Here is a 16,099-nt window from a genome sequence, read left to right on the forward strand (position 1 = left end):
GGCCTGAGGTGAGCATAAGAACTTACTGATGCAGCAACATGGTATGCCGCTGCGATTCGTGATCGCATTCATGGTTTTAATTTGACCAATCAGGTCTACTTTTTAAAATAAAAATAGACAAGTTAAGACGTAATCCACGCCATGATGTGCGCAGAGAGGTCTACTGGTGATCTACAAATCAATTGCCGATCGGCTGCGGCTGCGGCTGAATTCCTCGGACTACAACATTGGCAGTCCGTTACCCGGAGAAAAAGCGCTGGCAAAGGAGTTTGGCGTAGCCCGGATGACCATCCGCAAGGCGCTGGATCTGCTGGTAAGCTGGGGGCTGGTTGAACGTCGACACGGCAGCGGGACGTTCGTGGCGCGCAAAGACGTTCATCATGAAACGACTAACCTGACCGGGCTGGTGGAGGTGCTGCGCCAGCAGGGGAAAGAAGTGCAGAGCAAGGTGTTGCAGTTTGAAGTGATGCCCGCGCCGCCCGCCATCGCCAGCCAGCTGCGGATTCAGGTTGATGAGCGGATCTATTTTTCAAGGCGGGTGCGTTACGTGGACGGAAAACCGCTGATGCTGGAGGACAGCTTTATGCCGGTGAAGCTGTTCCGCAATCTTTCCCTGGCGCATCTCGAAGGATCTAAGTTTGATTACATCGAGAAGGAATGCGGGATCACCATCAGCGGCAACTACGAGAGCCTGACGCCGGTGCTGGCAGATAAACAGCTGGCCGGTTATATGAATGTGCCGGAACAGACGCCGCTGCTGCGCATCACCTCCCTTTCCTACAGCGACAGCGGCGAGTTCCTCAATTATTCCGTGATGTTCCGGAACACCAGCGATTACCAGGTGGACTACCATCTGCGGCGCATCCACCCGGAAGACTTGTTAGCCCATCCCCCAGAACAGCACCGCCAGTAGCTGCGGGGTGATGATGCGCAGAAACATCACCAGCGGATAAACCGTGGCGTAGGACAACGCCGCCGCGCCGCTGGTGGCGTGCAGGTTGTTGGCGAACGCCAGCGCGGGCGGATCGGTCATGGAACCGGCCAGCATGCCGCACAGCGTGAGATAGTTCATTTTAGCGAAGATACGTGCCAGTAATCCGACCGTTATCAGTGGGATAGCGGTAATAAATATGCCGTATCCTACCCAGCTCATCCCTTCGCCGTTGACCAGAGTATCGACAAAATCGCCGCCGGATTTCAGCCCCACCACCGCCAGAAACAGCACGATGCCTAACTCCCGCAGCGCCAGGTTAGCACTCGGCGGCATAAACCAGTAGAGCTTACCGATGGAGCCGATACGCCCGAGGATCAGCGCCATAATGAGCGGCCCGCCTGCCAGACCCAGCTTCAGTGCTACCGGGAAGCCGGGCACGTACAGGGGGATGGAGCCAAGCATGACGCCAAGCCCGACGCCGATAAAGACCGGCAGCATCTGCACCTGCTGGAGTTTTTGCTGGGCGTTGCCTACCATGTCCGCTACGGCATCAATGGATGAGGGACGCCCGACGAGGTTGAGAATATCACCGAATTGCAGGCTGGCATCCTGGCTGGCCACCAGCTCGACACCGGCGCGGTTAAGCCGGGAGATCACCACGTCATAACGCTCTTTAACCTGCAAATCGCGTATTTTCTTGCCCAAAACCTTCTCATTGGTCACTACCACGCGCTCCACGCGCATGTCCGTTCCACGGGTTGAGAGTGAGGTATCCACCTCCTGACCGATCACCAGCCGGGCATTGTTTAAATCCGCCGGTTGCCCTACCAGATGCAGGAGATCGCCGTGCTGAATGAGGGTATCCGGTGAAGGCACCATCAGCGTTTCATCACGTTTCAGGCGGGAACAGATAATGGTCGCGCTGTTCAGAATGGGAACATCCTGTATCGCCATATTGTTCAGGTTGGGGTTTTCGACGCGAATGTTGATGGTTTTAATGAGCGCATGGCCGTTGGTCAGCGTGCTTTCATGCTCTTTTGCCTCCTGCTCGACGTTAACGCGGAACAGCACGCGCACCAGCCACATCGAGAGCAAAATACCGCAAATGCCAAACGGATAGGCCATGGCGTAGCTCATCCCCATCTGATCGACGACATCAGCAGGGATACCCAGATCGCGCAGAATTTGCTGGCCCGCCCCGAGCGCGGGCGTATTCGTGACGGCGCCGGAGAAGATGCCCAGCACAACGGGCAGCGGAATCGCGAAGAGTTTATGCAGAATGGCGGTAACCAGCCCACCCATCACGACGATGCCGAAGGCAAAGAGATTAAGGCGTAAACCGGAGACGCGCAGGGAAGCGAAGAAGCCCGGCCCCACCTGAATACCGATGGTATACACAAAGAGGATCAGGCCGAACTCCTGGATGAAATGCAGCATATCGGCGCTGAGCACCCACCCAAGCTGGTCGGCAAAATGGCCGACAAAAATCCCGCCGAACAGCACCCCACCGATGCCAAATCCGACGCCGCGGATTTTGATATTCCCCAGCCATAGCCCCACTACCGCGACAAGGGCCAACACGCTAACGGTTAACGCGATATCACTCATGATCCACATCCTGTGTATAACCATAGTTATGCTAAGGATTCTCTCAGAGCTGACGGCGGTTGTATGGGCGATGGCGCACAAAAAAGCCCTGCCGGGGCAGGGCTTCATGGCATCTGTGAGCGAGTCGGGTGGCGGCTGCGCCTTACCCGACCTACAGGATCGGCAGGTTTGCCACCCGGCAAAAACGTGGTTTAGCTGTTCAACGCCGGGCGTTCGCTAATGGCGATGCGCTGAGGCGCAATGGCTTCCGGCACGTTACGGGTGAGGTCAATGTTCAGCAGCCCGTTAGTGAACGTCGCGCCAGAAACTTCCATATGGTCTGCCAGGGTAAAGCTCAGGCTAAACGGCTGAGTGACAAGCCCCTGATGCAGCCATTTGGTCTCGGTGTCTGGTTTTTCCGGTGACCCTTTCACGGTCAGGCGCGTACCCTCAAGCTGGATGTCGAGATCTTCCTGGCGGAACCCGGCCAGCGCAAGCGTGATGCGGTAGTGGTTATCATCGCTTTTTTCGATGTTGTACGGCGGAAAGGTCTGCTGTTCGGTTGCGCTTTGCAGCGCGTTAGCCAGTTTGTCAAAACCGATCCACTGACGCAGCAGGGGGGATAAATCGTAGTTACGCATACTAAATCTCCTTCTGAGAAGCGAGTTCGGCACAGTTTAATTTTGTGCACAGTTGTACCTGCAAACCCTTGCGGATTCGCATATGCTCCCGTTACGGCAAGCAAGTTCGGGTGGGCCGCTCACGCGACCCGCGTAATTAGTTGATTTCGATACGACGCGGTTTTTTCTCTTCCGGAATCACACGTTCCAGTTCGATAAACAGCAGGCCGTTCACCAGGTTCGCGCCCTTGACGTGGATGTTCTCAGCCAGCTGGAACTTGCGCTCAAAGTTGCGCTCTGCGATGCCCTGGTAGAGGTAGGTTCGTTCTTTCTGCTCGGCCGTATGGGAGCCTTTCACCACCAGCAGATTGTCCTGCGCGGTGATCTCCAGTTCGCTCTCTGCGAAACCGGCAACAGCAATCGCAATGCGATAGTGGTTTTCGTCAACCAGTTCAACGTTGTAAGGAGGATAGCCGTTGCTCTGGCTCTGGTTGTTTTCTAAGTGGTTGAACAGACGATCGAAACCAATGGCAGAACGGTATAGCGGAGAGAGATCGAAATTACGCATGGATAAATGCTCCTGAAATCAGCGAGAAAATGTAGCCTTCCACCATGGACAGGCTTCTGCTTCCCCGAACACCCATCAGGCGTGTCCGTTATCGGGTTACATTCTTAAAATGGGTCTGGATACGGCCTTTTCAAGACTGTTGATGTGAGATTTTTTTGCACTTTGCTGGTTGTCGCATAGACTCAGGGGCACAGCACAAAGGGTTAAATTGCGATGACGACCACAGTGCGGGAGTTTTGAGCTATCCATTTTGGACGCGCCTCGCTATAACCCTGAGTTGCAGGTCAATGCCGTGCTACTAAAGATGACTGAGTGATGATGAGAAATGTTCTGATTAAGCTGGCGTCGTTCAGCGGGGTTGTTTTACTTTGCGGGTGTTCGAGCGTGATGTCGCACACCGGCGGTAAAGAAGGAACATATCCGGGGACGCGCGCCAGTGCCGCAATGATCTCTGATGATGAGACAAACTGGGGTACCAAATCTCTGGCGATTCTTGATATGCCGTTTACGGCGGTTGCCGATACGCTTCTGCTGCCGTGGGATATGTTCCGCACCGACAGCTCAGTGCGTTCGCGCGTTGAGAAAAGCGAGCAGGAAAAGCTGGCGACCAATTCCGTCATCCCGCCCGCAGAGATGCCTCCACGCTAATTCTGTGCGGTTTCCGTTAGCCACAGCTGGCGGAAACCGTCCTTCTCTTCCATCCATGCAATAAATCGTCCGTCCGGGGAAAACACCACAGCGTCAGCAGACGGCGGATTGCCGTGATCGGACGTCAAAAACGTCACCTCTCCGGTCTGCGCATCGCAGCAGGCAATACGGCCTGCAAGCACAAATCCCAGCCCGTTGCCGGAAGGATGCCAGTTAAAGGCCGACTGAATATCACGCTCAGTGTGGGTCAGCTGACGCGGCTCGCCGCCCTCAGGGGAGATAAGCCACAGCTGCACAACGCCGTTATCGTCCCGCATTAAAAACGCAATCTGCGTCCCCTGCGGATTGCTGCGCACCCAGTGGCGCGGTACGTTCACCAGCCCCGGATACGCCTTCTGATGGGTGAAGGTTAAGCGACGTTGCGTTACGCCCGCAGGCGGCGCGGGCATTGTATCAGGCGTTCCCTGCAACGGCGCATCGCCCGCCCGTTTCCAGCCCTGCTCGTCTTTGGGGAGATCGACAATAAACAGTTCGGGCACTTTCTCGCCTTTCGCAGACACCGTATCGCCGATAAACGCCAGCCTGTCGTTGCCCACCCAGCCCTCTTCATAGGCGCGGTTTACCTCATCGCTGCCCGGTTTCGGGTTCGGCGTTGTACGGCTTACCAGTACGCTCCAGAAGGTGCCGGCATATTCCCGCGGATGGTTCCCCTGTGGGTTTACTGGGCCAAAAGGCGCCGCCACCCCGACGTTACGCAAATCCAGCTGCGGATCGCGCGCGTGCAGCACATGGTCGTTGTAGGTAAAGCTGACGAACTGCCCGTTCGGGCTAAAAACGTGGACGTGGCTGCCACCACGCAGCGCGCCTGCGGTGTAAGGCGCGGTGATATCCATCGCATCAAGATTGCTCACCTGACCATTGTGCGCAATCACCCCCTGACGATGGTGAAAATCATACTGCCAGTCTGCATCCGGGTTTTTCGGGCCGTGGATAAAAACATATTTTTCCTGCGCCGGATGAACGGTTACCACGCCGACATGCGCGCCGTCAGTCGCACGGTAGATCGCCTCAACCTCGCCCGTACTAACATTGACCCGCTCAATGGTTTCACCGGTAAACGACGCGCCGGACGGGCGGACATCATAGACAAGCCACTGGCTGTCTGGCGTCCAGGTGTTGATGTTGGTGAGCTGGTGGTTGCGGGAAGCGAAGGTGATTTGTTTCATGAAAATACCCTGATGCGCGGTTATCGCATCAGGGTAAAACATCCGAAGGGATTAGCCTACTCGTTTAACGTCGCCGACCAGCAGGATGTAGGAGAGCGCCCCGATCAGCGCCACGGCAGAGATATACACCAGAGCCGGACCAAAGCCGTAGTCCTGCGCCAGGTAACCGATGACCAGCGGTACGGTGATCCCGCCCAGGCCGCCAACGAAGTTAAACACACCACCAGTCAGGCCGATCAGACGCATCGGCGCCAGGGACGACACCAGCGACCAGGTGATGGAGGCAAAACCATTTCCGAAGAACGCTACCGCCATCATGGTCATGATCCACACCGGATCGTTGGTGTAGTTCGCTCCCATGATGCAGGTAGAGATCAGCAGTCCGCAGATAATCGGCGTTTTACGCGCAACGCCCAGCGAGAAGCCTTTTTTCACCAGCTTATCCGCCAGCCAGCCCGAGAGCAGGACGCCGAAAAACGCCGCAAGGAAGGGTACGGTGGTCATAAAGCCTGCCTTCAGCGCGGTAATACCTTTTTCCTGGGTCAGATAGTTCGGGAACCAGGTGAGGAAGAACCACAGCGTGGAGGTCACCGCGAACTGTCCCAGATACACGCCCACCAGCTTACGGTGGAAGACCAGCTTCCAGTCCGCTCTGGTCAGCGGCTGGCGCGCCTCTTTTTTCACCGGCGCATCGCCGTCCACCAGGCCACCGCCGTCGCGGATGTAGTCCAGTTCGGCTTTGGTGATGCTTTTGGTCAGGCGCGGCGGCTGATAAACCTTAAACCAGATGAGCGACCAGATAATGCCGATCCCGCCGGTGACGATAAACACCCAGTGCCAGCTCAGCAGCTCCTGGATCCAGATTAACAGCGGCGTCAGAAACGCCAGACCAACAAACTGCCCGGAGGTGTAAAAACCAACAGCGGAAGCGCGTTCGTGTTCAGGGAACCAGCTGGTCACCATGCGGTTGTTGGTCGGAAACGCCGGCGCTTCAAACACCCCGGTGATGGCGCGCAGGCCAATCAGCGACATCAGCCCGGTCGCGAAGCCCTGGAACAGGGTCGCCACGGACCAGCCGAAAATAGCGATAAAGTAGGTCAGACGTGAACCCACGCGGTCAAGGAACCAGCCACCAGGGATCTGACAGAGCGTATACAGCCAGGCAAACGCCGAGAAGACGTAGCCCATTTCCGCTTTGGTGATGCCAAACTCTTCCTGAATATGAGCCGATGCCACGGCAAGGTTGGCGCGGTCGACATAACAGATGACCACGGTAATAAAGATCATGATCAGCGTCAGGTAACGACGACGCCCGGTTTTTGCAGCAGTAACTGGAATATCCATCGCAATCTGTCTCCAGATTTTGGGCATAGCGAAGCCGCTCACCATGCCCTGTAATTTACAGAGGGTTATATTTTTTCTATGTACGTTTTTTTTGCCCGGTGGCGCTTCGCTTACCGGGCCTACGAGAGAGTAGGCCGGATAAGCGTAGCGCCATCCGGCGATTTACCACTCGGCTACGGAACCGTCTTCATGACGCCACAGTGGGTTACGCCAGTCCGGCGCACTTTTACTCAGCTCAATGACTTTGGCTTCGTCGATCTCCACGCCAAGGCCCGGCTTCGTTAACGGTTTAAAGAAACCACCTTCCATGCTGAAGTCTTCTTTGTTTTTCACAAAGTCGAGCAGCTCCGCGCCCTTGTTATAGTGAATGCCCATGCTTTGTTCCTGGAACACCGCATTGCGGGAGACGAAGTCGACGTGCAGGCAGGCCGCCAGCGCAATCGGCCCAAGCGGACAGTGCGGCGCCAGCGCCACATCGTAGGCTTCTGCCATTCCGGCAATTTTGTAGCATTCGGTGATGCCGCCCGCGTGGGAGAGGTCCGGTTGCAGGATCGCAATGCCGCCCGCTTCCAGCACGCGTTTAAACTCGAAGCGCGAGAACATGCGTTCCCCCGCCGCGATGGGAATGTGCGTCTGTTCAGCCAGTTTCGGATAGTATTCCGCCTGCTCGGCCAGCACCGGCTCTTCGATAAACAGCGGGCGATACGGCTCCAGCTCTTTAATCAGCACTTTGGCCATTGGCGCGCTGACGCGGCCGTGGAAATCCAGACCAAACTCAATCTCGTTGCCGAAGGCTTCACGGATTTGCGCCACGGTATTCACCGCCCGGTCTACCGCGCGCGAGTTGTCGATAACGCCCATCTCTTCGCAGCCGTTGAGTTTGAAGGTGTCAAAACCGATGTTGCGCAGTTGCCGGATACCGTCGATCACTTCCGCAGGGCGGTCACCGCCCACCCAGCTGTAGGCTTTGATTTTGTCGCGCACCAGGCCGCCCATTAATTGCCAGACCGGGGCATTGAGCACTTTGCCTTTGATATCCCACAGCGCCTGATCAATACCGGCGATGGCGCTCATCAGAATCGGCCCCCCGCGGTAGAAGCCCGCCCGGTACATGACCTGCCACAGGTCGTTGATGCGCGCCGGATCCTGGCCAATCAGGTATTCGCCCAGCTCGTGAACCGCGGCTTCAACGGTTCGCGCACGGCCTTCAATCACCGGCTCGCCCCAGCCAACCACGCCTTCGTCGGTTTCGATTTTCAGGAACATCCAACGCGGGGGTAAACGGTACGTGGTGAGTTTGGTTATTTTCATTGCACTGCCTCTCGATACGCTTTCACAAATGCTGCCGCCTGCTGTGAGGTACGCTCAACGGGCTGACCTGCACGATAGAGATCGCTGCCCAACCCCGCGCCCACACAGCCCGCGCTCATCCACTGGCCCAGGTTTTCCGGCGTGACGCCGCCCACGGCAAAGACCGGCACGCTGACGGGTAAGACCGCTTTCAGCGCTTTGATGTAATCCGGACCAAAGGCCGACGACGGGAAAATTTTGAGAGACTGTGCGCCCGCATCGAGGGCGGCAAAGGCTTCTGTGGCCGTGGCGCAACCCGGGCAGACGGTCATGCCGTAATCCACCGCCCGGCGGATCACCTCGGGGTTGATATTCGGTGTGACGATAAGCTTGCAGCCCATTTTCGCCAGTTCATCCACCTGCTCCGGTTGCAGCACGGTGCCTGCGCCAATCAGCGCCTTATCACCAAACGCCTTCACAATTGCCGGAATGCTTTTTTCCCACTCCGGGGAGTTGAGCGGGATTTCCACCGCGTCGAACCCGGCGTCGATCACCGCGCCAACGTGCGCTAAGGCCTCACCGGGCGTGATACCGCGCAAAATCGCGATCAGGGGAAGTTCAGTTTGCCACTGCATGAGCGATGCTCCTTATGCCTGCCTGAAATGCCGTGTCGCCTTCCACCGCAGCAACATCCCGTCCGATAGCGTGGAACGCCTGGCGGTAACGAGACGTCAGCGATGAACCCGCGACGAGCGTGATGGCCTGCTGCCCGGCGAACGCGTCGCTCAGAGTGGCGACTTCTGCGCCAATCAGCAGGCCGGACAGAAATTCGCTGACCTGTTCGCGCGGAAGATTTCCCAGCACGTGCGAGGCGCGAACCTCAAAAAGTTGCGGCAAAACGGCAGGGGATGCGATCCCGCGCTCAAGCCCGGCGGCAAAAGCTTCCGGCGAAGGGGTCTGCTCCGGCAAACCGGCCCCCACCAGCGAATGCTTAAGCAGCAAGTGGTGCAGTTCGCCGGTCATCACGGTGCGGAAATCATGAATTTGCTCAGCATCCGCCTGGACCCATTTGCAGTGCGTCCCGGGCATGACGTAGACAGAAGAAGGAGAAAGGGTGCGCGCTCCGAGCAGCTGCGTCTCTTCGCCGCGCATCACGTTATGGTTATCGTCGCGAGAGACACATAAACCGGGAATAATCCAGACATTGTCGCCAACGGACGTTAACTGCTCGCCAACGGCGGTGAAATGCACCGGAACCGACAGGTAAGGCGCGACCTTCCAGCCCACGTTACTGCCGACCATTCCGGCCATCACCACTGGCGTAGTACCGTCGCGCCAGTTTTGTGTCACTTCTGCTAACACCGCTGCGGGGGATTTACCGTTCAGGCGCGTCACACCTGCTTCTGATTGCCTGCTTTCCAGGCACTGCTCACCCTGGTAGAGCCAGGCGCGCAGATTGGTCGATCCCCAGTCAATTGCGATGTAGCGTGATGTCATGTGATTTCCTTCAACCTTCGTGTCGAGCTGGCGATCATGGTCAGCGCCGCCTGCTCTGCCGCATCGCCGTCCTGATGCCGTATCGCATCGAACAGCGCTTTATGTTCCTGAAGCGTTTTCGGCATGTTGGCCTCATCGCCCATCCAGGTACGTTCAAATACTGCTCGCTGTAGCGAGCTGATCGCCACGCTAAGCTGCTGTAAAACCGGGTTATGCACCGACTGCAATACCGCTTCGTGGTAACGAATGTCCGCTTCGTTGAACGCCTCCCGATTCTGGTTATTGGCGATCATGTCGTTTAAAGCCGACTCAATCTGTGCCAGGTCACCTGACGTTGCGCGCTCTGCCGCCCAGCGGGCGATGGCCGGTTCCACCAGATTTCGGACTTCGCTCATCGCGCCGATGAGCCGTGGGTCGTAGTCGTTTTCCAGCACCCATTGCAGAACATCGGTATCGAGGTAGTTCCACTGGTTACGCGGCGCCACAAACGCGCCGCGATAGCGCTTCATTTCAATCAGCCGCTTCGCCATCAGCGAGCGGAACACTTCCCGAATGATGTTGCGCGAGGTTTCAAACTCCTCGCACAGTTCCGCCTCTGCTGGCAGCGGCGAACCGGGAACGTATTTGCCACCCACAATCTGAGTGCCCAGCGTGATGACAATGCGATCGGTTTTATTGAGTGTCATGGAGAGTCCTTGTGCTCTGTAAGTCCATCACTACTTTACCGCGACCGCTGAATTTCGCCTCACTTTTGCAGTACAAACGTGAGGCCTTTCGTCTTTGCCGTGGTGACAATGTAGTACAATCAATTAATGTTGTACTACAATCCAGATCACAAAAAGAACAATTTGATAAATTCAGGGCCAAAAAAAGCCCCGGTTAATAACCGGGGCTAATCTTTCAAAGCACTTGTTACGACAGAACGAATTTCTCGATCGCCCAGGCAACGCCGTCTTCCAGGTTAGATTTAGTCACGAAGTTCGCCACTTCTTTTACCGACGGGATGGCGTTATCCATCGCCACGCCCATGCCCGCATATTCGATCATCGCAATATCGTTTTCCTGGTCGCCCAGCGCCATGATCTCCTCAGGCTTGATGCCCAGCGCATCGGCAAGCGATTTGACGCCCGTGCCTTTATTGACGCGTTTATCGAGAATTTCGAGGAAGTACGGCGCACTTTTCAGCACGGTGTATTTCTCTTTTACCTCAGCCGGAATGCGTGAGATGGCTTTGTCGAGGATCGCGGGTTCGTCGATCATCATTACTTTCAGGAACTGGGTTGCCGGGTCCATGTTTTCCGCTTCGCAGAACACCAGTGGAATGGTTGCAACGTAGGACTCGTGCACCGTGTAGTAGCTGATATCGCGGTTGGCGGTGTAAAGCGTATTGCGATCGAGCGCGTGGAAGTGAGAGCCCACGTCGCGGGAGAGTTTTTCCAGGAAACGGTAGTCATCATAGCTCAGTGCAGTTTGCGCCACCGTGCTGCCATCGGCTGCCTTTTGCACCAGCGCGCCGTTATAGGTGATGCAGTAATCGCCAGGCTGGTTCATGTGCAGCTCTTTCAGGTAACTGTGCACCCCGGCATACGGGCGTCCGGTGGTGAGCACCACGTTCACGCCTTTTTCGCGTGCGGCGGCGATCGCATTTTTAACGGCAGGAGAGATAGTGTGGTCTGGCAGCAGCAGCGTGCCGTCCATATCGATTGCAATGAGTTTGATAGCCATGAGGTCCCCGGGATAAATGAGTGCTACCTCATGCTAACGCGATTAAGCACACAAAAATAGAGCTACCTTGCGCAACAAAAAGCCCCTTTTACGTTTATCCCGGGAACGGGAACTCACTCGCGGGTGAGAACGATTTTGCCAAACGCACCGCGATCCAGATGTTCAAGCGCCTGTTCCAGCTCGTCAAAGCGGTAGCGATGCTCAATCACCGGTTTTAACTCCGTGACATCAACAGCACGGACAAAATCTTCCAGCGCCCGGCGGTGTCCAACCCCAATCCCCTGAATGACGGGAGATTTCAGCAACAGCTCGCTTGCAGGCAGAGAAATTTCTGTCCCGGCCAGCACGCCAATGACCGATATCCGCCCATGAACGGCAACGGCGCGCAGGGAATGTCTCAGGTTCTCCCCACCCACCGTTTCGATAATATGGTCGATGCCGCGATCCTGCGTCAGTGCCAGCGTATTTTCAGCCCAGTCGCCTTTCAGTCGGTTGATGCCCTGGCTGGCCCCCAGCTTTTTGGCCCGCGCCAGTTTTTCATCACTCCCCGACGTAACAATAACTTCTGCGCCGTGCGCTTTTGCTATCTGCAAAGCGTATAGCGCCACACCGCCCGTCCCTTGTACCAGCACCGATTGCCCGGCGCGCAGCTGACCACGTTCCACCAGCGCAAACCAGGCGGTGAGCCCCGCGCAAGGAAGCGTGCTGGCCTCAGCGTCATCCAGGCTTTCCGGGGACGCCACCAGCGCGTTTTCACTCACAATCACATATTCGGCCAGCATGCCCTGGAAGTATCCACCGGACGTTTTATAGGGCAAATCGCGCGCGTCTGCCTGCGGCTTGCCGTCGATCCATTCCGGGAAGAAGGTTGAGATGACGCGTGCGCCGGGCTTGAAACGCGTAACGCCTTCGCCGATGCTGTCCACTACGCCTGCCATGTCAGATGCTGGGGTAAACGGGAAGGAAAGCGGAATCGGCATCGTGCCTTCAATCACCATTTTATCCCGGTAGTTGAGCGCAACGGCTTTAACCCTTACGCGAACCTCCCCCGGGCCTGGCTGTGGAACAGGCTCCTGAACGAGCCTGAGGCTTTCACGACCAAGGGCATCCATTGACCAGCGTTGCATTGTTTCAGTCATTTTTTTCTCCTGTCATCAGATGATTTTCAGTTCTGACAGTCTACCGTTGACTCAGCGTCGCCAGTGGCGATAAGTTTTCCCTTCATTGATGACCAAATTGACACAATCCGTCCATGACCGATACGCTGAAAGATATTCCCGTTTTCGTTGCCTCCGTTGAGGCAGGAAGTTTTGCCCAGGCCGCCGTCCGTCTGCATTTGTCGCGCTCGGCGGTAGGAAAAAGCATTGCTCGTCTTGAAGAGAGGCTGGGGGTTCGTCTGTTTCATCGGACCACCCGCAGTCAGAGGCTGACCGATAACGGCGCGCTTTTTTATGAACGCTGCCTGCGCGCGCTGGAGGAGATCCGTGGCGCTGAATCGCAGCTTGAAACCGGAAAACATCAGGTCAGCGGTCGGCTGCGTGTTGCCGTGCCGGTGCTGTTTGGTCGCCAGTGTATCGCCCCGCTGCTAATAGAGCTGGCGCAGGAGCATCCCGGGCTTGAGCTTGAAATGTCCTTCAGCGACCGCGTCGTGGATCTCGTGGAAGAAGGGTTTGATATGGCGGTGCGCAATGGCGCTCTGGCTGACAGCAGCGTGCTGGTCGCCAGAAGGCTGGGGGAGCACCGGATGGTGCTGTGCGCCGCGCCGGATTACCTGTTTAAGAATGGCCAGCCGCAAACCGTTGATGATCTACGCCAGCATACGGCCATTAACTACACGCGTGCGGGCAGAGTCCTACCCTGGCAGCTGATGGATTACGATGGCACGTCGCGCACGTTTATTCCCCGCTCATCGCTCAATATGGATGATTTGCAGGCGATCTGCGACGCGGCGCTGGCCGGCCACGGCCTTGCATGGTTACCCTGCTGGATGGTCATTAAAGAAATTCAGCAGGGAGATCTTGTCCCGCTCTTAAAGCAGGCCCCGGATGTACGCTTCGACGTTCATGCCGTCTGGCAGCAGACGCCACACCTGCCGCTAAGGGTAAGAATTGCCATAGATATGCTGGTCAAACGTTTACCGGCAGTGATGTCGCTGGAGTTTCCTGCGTCCATAAAAAAGCCGCGCTGAAGCGCGGCCAGTTATGCTGTCGTAAAGCGACGATTAAATATCGATATTCGCCGCCTTCAGGGCGTTCTCTTCGATGAAGGCGCGACGTGGTTCAACCGCATCGCCCATCAGGGTCGTGAACAGCTGATCCGCTGCGATTGCGTCTTTAACGGTGACGCGCAACATGCGACGGCTTTCCGGATCCATGGTGGTTTCCCACAGCTGATCCGGGTTCATTTCGCCCAGGCCTTTATAACGCTGAATAGAGAGACCACGACGGGACTCTTTTACCAGCCACTCCAGCGCCTGTTCGAAGCTGGCTACCGGCTGACGACGTTCGCCACGTTCGATAAACGCATCGTCTTCGATCAGACCGCGCAGCTTCTCGCCGAGGGTGCAGATACGGCGGTATTCCGGACCGGTCACAAATTCGTGCTCCAGCGGGTAGTCGGTATCGACGCCGTGGGTACGCACGCGGACGATCGGCTCGAACTGCTGCTCAGCGTTCTGCTGGACGTCGAACTTCCACTGGCTGCCATGCTGCTCTTTCTCGTTCAGCTCGCTCACCAGGGTGTTCACCCAGCGGGTGACGGTCTGCTCGTTGCTCAGATCGGCTTCGGTCAGGGTCGGCTGGTAAATCAGCTCTTTCAGCAGCGCTTTCGGATAGCGACGCTCCATACGGCCAATCATTTTCTGCGTGGCGTTGAACTCGGAGACCAGACGCTCCAGCGGCTCACCGGCCAGCGCTGGCGCGCTGGAGTTTGCGTGCAGGGTCGCACCATCAAGGGCGATCGCGATTTGGTACTGATCCATCGCGTCGTCATCTTTAATGTACTGTTCCTGCTTGCCTTTCTTCACTTTGTACAGCGGCGGCTGGGCAATGTAAACGTGGCCGCGCTCAACGATTTCCGGCATCTGACGATAGAAGAAGGTCAACAGCAGCGTACGAATGTGCGAGCCGTCGACGTCCGCATCGGTCATGATGATGATGCTGTGATAGCGCAGTTTGTCCGGGTTGTACTCGTCGCGACCAATGCCGCAGCCGAGCGCGGTGATGAGCGTCGCCACTTCCTGAGAAGAGAGCATCTTGTCGAAGCGCGCTTTCTCAACGTTAAGGATTTTACCCTTCAGCGGCAGAATCGCCTGGTTCTTGCGGTTACGGCCCTGCTTCGCAGAACCGCCCGCGGAGTCCCCTTCCACAAGGTACAGTTCAGACAGCGCCGGGTCGCGTTCCTGACAGTCAGCCAGTTTGCCCGGCAGGCCTGCCAGGTCCAGCGCGCCTTTACGACGGGTCATTTCACGCGCTTTACGCGCCGCTTCACGGGCACGCGCCGCATCGATAATTTTACCCACCACGATTTTCGCGTCGGACGGGTTTTCCAGCAGGTATTCGCTCAGCAGTTCGTTCATCTGCTGTTCAACCGCCGATTTCACCTCAGAAGAGACCAGCTTGTCTTTGGTCTGTGAGGAGAACTTCGGATCCGGCACCTTCACGGAGACCACGGCAATCAGGCCTTCACGGGCATCGTCACCGGTGGCGCTGACTTTCGCTTTTTTGCTGTAGCCTTCTTTGTCCATGTAGGCGTTCAGGGTTCGGGTCATCGCCGCGCGGAAGCCCGCCAGGTGCGTACCGCCATCGCGTTGTGGAATGTTGTTGGTGAAGCAGTAGATGTTTTCCTGGAAACCGTCGTTCCACTGCAAGGCCACTTCCACACCGATACCGTCTTTTTCAGTAGAGAAGTAGAAGATATTCGGGTGAATTGGCGTTTTGTTCTTGTTCAGATACTCAACGAACGCCTTGATACCACCTTCGTAATGGAAGTGGTCTTCTTTGTTGTCGCGTTTGTCGCGCAGACGAATCGACACACCGGAGTTCAGGAACGACAGTTCACGCAGGCGTTTCGCCAGAATGTCGTACTCGAATTCGGTGACGTTGGTGAAGGTTTCGAGGCTCGGCCAGAAACGCACCATGGTACCGGTTTTATCGGTATCACCCGTGACGGCCAGCGGAGCGTCAGGCACGCCGTGCTGGTAGATCTGACGGTGAATTTTGCCTTCGCGCTGGATAACCAGCTCCAGCTTCTGCGACAGGGCATTTACTACGGATACGCCTACGCCGTGCAGACCGCCGGAAACTTTATAGGAGTTATCATCGAACTTACCGCCTGCGTGCAGAACGGTCATGATGACTTCCGCAGCAGATACGCCCTCTTCCGGGTGAATACCGGTTGGGATACCACGACCGTCATCGGTAACGGACACGGAGTTGTCCGCATGGATCGTGACCACGATGTCTTTACAGTGACCCGCGAGCGCTTCGTCGATAGCGTTATCTACCACCTCGAATACCATGTGGTGCAGACCGGTGCCGTCATCCGTGTCGCCGATATACATACCCGGGCGCTTACGCACCGCATCCAGCCCTTTCAGGACTTTGATACTGGAGGAGTCATAAGAATTCGACATCAACGTTTCTCGCTCATTTCAACTTGG

General features: G+C 56.7%; 16 protein-coding genes and 1 other annotated feature. Of the genes, 4 read left to right on the forward strand and 12 right to left on the reverse strand.

From position 1 onward, the window contains the following. The first annotated feature begins 166 nt into the window (after window positions 1-166). A complete protein-coding gene (locus SK58_RS01870) occupies window positions 167-913 on the forward strand; it encodes a GntR family transcriptional regulator (protein ID WP_017383690.1) in 747 nt (248 codons plus the stop codon). Here SK58_RS01870 and SK58_RS01875 read toward each other — a convergent pair. Next, complete coding sequence (locus SK58_RS01875) at window positions 881-2,542, reverse strand: putative transporter (RefSeq protein ID WP_017694020.1); 1,662 nt, start codon at window positions 2,540-2,542, stop codon at window positions 881-883. The genes SK58_RS01870 and SK58_RS01875 overlap by 33 nt on opposite strands. A 28-nt stretch (window positions 2,543-2,570) precedes the next feature. Here SK58_RS01875 and SK58_RS23035 point away from each other — a divergent pair, with 28 nt between their 5' ends. Then, on the forward strand, window positions 2,571-2,762 hold the full coding sequence (locus SK58_RS23035) for a hypothetical protein (protein WP_126313403.1): 192 nt from the start codon (window positions 2,571-2,573) through the stop codon (window positions 2,760-2,762). On the opposite strand, the gene ibpB is transcribed toward SK58_RS23035, so the two are convergent. Together ibpB and ibpA are read right to left on the reverse strand one after the other, a co-directional pair. Continuing rightward, window positions 2,734-3,162: a small heat shock chaperone IbpB gene (ibpB, locus tag SK58_RS01880; protein WP_015570126.1), complete on the reverse strand. Its 429-nt coding sequence runs from the start codon at window positions 3,160-3,162 to the stop codon at window positions 2,734-2,736. The genes SK58_RS23035 and ibpB overlap by 29 nt on opposite strands. A gap of 136 nt (window positions 3,163-3,298) precedes the next feature. Next, window positions 3,299-3,709: a small heat shock chaperone IbpA gene (gene ibpA, locus SK58_RS01885; RefSeq protein ID WP_006177605.1), complete on the reverse strand. Its 411-nt coding sequence runs from the start codon at window positions 3,707-3,709 to the stop codon at window positions 3,299-3,301. Beyond that, window positions 3,703-3,777, reverse strand: a sequence feature (ROSE (Repression Of Heat Shock gene Expression) occurs in the 5'-region of heat shock genes and acts as an RNA thermometer to modulate expression.). (Overlaps the previous gene by 7 nt.) 247 nt (window positions 3,778-4,024) lie before the next feature. On the opposite strand from ibpA, the gene SK58_RS01890 reads away from it, so the two are divergent. Next, the gene (locus SK58_RS01890; protein ID WP_017383693.1) at window positions 4,025-4,357 is read left to right on the forward strand and encodes a YceK/YidQ family lipoprotein; all 333 of its coding nucleotides are present in this window, start codon (window positions 4,025-4,027) and stop codon (window positions 4,355-4,357) included. Here the strand turns inward: SK58_RS01890 and SK58_RS01895 are convergent. From SK58_RS01895 to SK58_RS01930, 8 genes are all read right to left on the reverse strand, one after another. Next, window positions 4,354-5,583 (reverse strand): DUF3748 domain-containing protein, encoded by a 1,230-nt coding sequence (locus tag SK58_RS01895; protein ID WP_072134586.1) that lies wholly within the window; start codon window positions 5,581-5,583, stop codon window positions 4,354-4,356. The genes SK58_RS01890 and SK58_RS01895 overlap by 4 nt on opposite strands. A 51-nt stretch (window positions 5,584-5,634) precedes the next feature. Further along, window positions 5,635-6,972 carry an MFS transporter gene (locus SK58_RS01900; protein WP_181011578.1) on the reverse strand — a complete coding sequence of 446 codons (1,338 nt, stop codon included), beginning with the start codon at window positions 6,970-6,972 and terminating at the stop codon, window positions 5,635-5,637. A 117-nt stretch (window positions 6,973-7,089) separates the two neighbouring features. Next, complete coding sequence (gene dgoD, locus SK58_RS01905; protein WP_003861103.1) at window positions 7,090-8,238, reverse strand: galactonate dehydratase; 1,149 nt, start codon at window positions 8,236-8,238, stop codon at window positions 7,090-7,092. Continuing rightward, the gene (locus tag SK58_RS01910; protein WP_047726306.1) at window positions 8,235-8,852 is read right to left on the reverse strand and encodes a 2-dehydro-3-deoxy-6-phosphogalactonate aldolase; all 618 of its coding nucleotides are present in this window, start codon (window positions 8,850-8,852) and stop codon (window positions 8,235-8,237) included. Before SK58_RS01910 ends, dgoD begins: the two co-directional genes overlap by 4 nt. Beyond that, complete coding sequence (locus SK58_RS01915) at window positions 8,836-9,714, reverse strand: 2-dehydro-3-deoxygalactonokinase (protein ID WP_003861107.1); 879 nt, start codon at window positions 9,712-9,714, stop codon at window positions 8,836-8,838. Before SK58_RS01915 ends, SK58_RS01910 begins: the two co-directional genes overlap by 17 nt. Continuing rightward, window positions 9,711-10,400 carry a D-galactonate utilization transcriptional regulator DgoR gene (gene dgoR, locus SK58_RS01920; RefSeq protein ID WP_003861109.1) on the reverse strand — a complete coding sequence of 230 codons (690 nt, stop codon included), beginning with the start codon at window positions 10,398-10,400 and terminating at the stop codon, window positions 9,711-9,713. Before dgoR ends, SK58_RS01915 begins: the two co-directional genes overlap by 4 nt. Window positions 10,401-10,626: 226 nt before the next feature. Beyond that, window positions 10,627-11,439 (reverse strand): sugar-phosphatase, encoded by an 813-nt coding sequence (gene yidA, locus SK58_RS01925; protein ID WP_017383697.1) that lies wholly within the window; start codon window positions 11,437-11,439, stop codon window positions 10,627-10,629. Window positions 11,440-11,552: 113 nt separating this feature from the next. Beyond that, complete coding sequence (locus SK58_RS01930) at window positions 11,553-12,578, reverse strand: zinc-dependent alcohol dehydrogenase family protein (RefSeq protein WP_017383698.1); 1,026 nt, start codon at window positions 12,576-12,578, stop codon at window positions 11,553-11,555. 113 nt (window positions 12,579-12,691) lie between these two features. Between SK58_RS01930 and SK58_RS01935 the strand changes: the two genes are divergently transcribed. Further along, the gene (locus tag SK58_RS01935) at window positions 12,692-13,627 is read left to right on the forward strand and encodes a LysR family transcriptional regulator (RefSeq protein ID WP_017383699.1); all 936 of its coding nucleotides are present in this window, start codon (window positions 12,692-12,694) and stop codon (window positions 13,625-13,627) included. Window positions 13,628-13,660: 33 nt separating this feature from the next. Here SK58_RS01935 and gyrB read toward each other — a convergent pair whose 3' ends face one another. Further along, entirely contained in the window at window positions 13,661-16,072 is a 2,412-nt protein-coding gene (gene gyrB, locus SK58_RS01940; RefSeq protein ID WP_006808766.1) for a DNA topoisomerase (ATP-hydrolyzing) subunit B, read from the reverse strand. Window positions 16,073-16,099 lie beyond the last annotated feature (27 nt).

Origin of the sequence: Enterobacter sp. BIDMC93 (assembly GCF_001037805.1) — a bacterium.
Taxonomy (GTDB): domain Bacteria; phylum Pseudomonadota; class Gammaproteobacteria; order Enterobacterales; family Enterobacteriaceae; genus Enterobacter; species Enterobacter hormaechei_C.

Coding starts and splice junctions, on each gene's coding strand:
- SK58_RS01875 (WP_017694020.1), bottom strand. CDS start 2,542: ATGAGTGATATCGCGTTAACCGTTAGCGTGTTGGCCCTTGTCGCGGTA.
- SK58_RS23035 (WP_126313403.1), top strand. CDS start 2,571: ATGCTAAGGATTCTCTCAGAGCTGACGGCGGTTGTATGGGCGATGGCG.
- ibpB (WP_015570126.1), bottom strand. CDS start 3,162: ATGCGTAACTACGATTTATCCCCCCTGCTGCGTCAGTGGATCGGTTTT.
- ibpA (WP_006177605.1), bottom strand. CDS start 3,709: ATGCGTAATTTCGATCTCTCTCCGCTATACCGTTCTGCCATTGGTTTC.
- SK58_RS01890 (WP_017383693.1), top strand. CDS start 4,025: ATGATGAGAAATGTTCTGATTAAGCTGGCGTCGTTCAGCGGGGTTGTT.
- SK58_RS01895 (WP_072134586.1), bottom strand. CDS start 5,583: ATGAAACAAATCACCTTCGCTTCCCGCAACCACCAGCTCACCAACATC.
- SK58_RS01900 (WP_181011578.1), bottom strand. CDS start 6,972: ATGGTGAGCGGCTTCGCTATGCCCAAAATCTGGAGACAGATTGCGATG.
- dgoD (WP_003861103.1), bottom strand. CDS start 8,238: ATGAAAATAACCAAACTCACCACGTACCGTTTACCCCCGCGTTGGATG.
- SK58_RS01910 (WP_047726306.1), bottom strand. CDS start 8,852: ATGCAGTGGCAAACTGAACTTCCCCTGATCGCGATTTTGCGCGGTATC.
- SK58_RS01915 (WP_003861107.1), bottom strand. CDS start 9,714: ATGACATCACGCTACATCGCAATTGACTGGGGATCGACCAATCTGCGC.
- dgoR (WP_003861109.1), bottom strand. CDS start 10,400: ATGACACTCAATAAAACCGATCGCATTGTCATCACGCTGGGCACTCAG.
- yidA (WP_017383697.1), bottom strand. CDS start 11,439: ATGGCTATCAAACTCATTGCAATCGATATGGACGGCACGCTGCTGCTG.
- SK58_RS01930 (WP_017383698.1), bottom strand. CDS start 12,578: ATGACTGAAACAATGCAACGCTGGTCAATGGATGCCCTTGGTCGTGAA.
- SK58_RS01935 (WP_017383699.1), top strand. CDS start 12,692: ATGACCGATACGCTGAAAGATATTCCCGTTTTCGTTGCCTCCGTTGAG.
- gyrB (WP_006808766.1), bottom strand. CDS start 16,072: ATGTCGAATTCTTATGACTCCTCCAGTATCAAAGTCCTGAAAGGGCTG.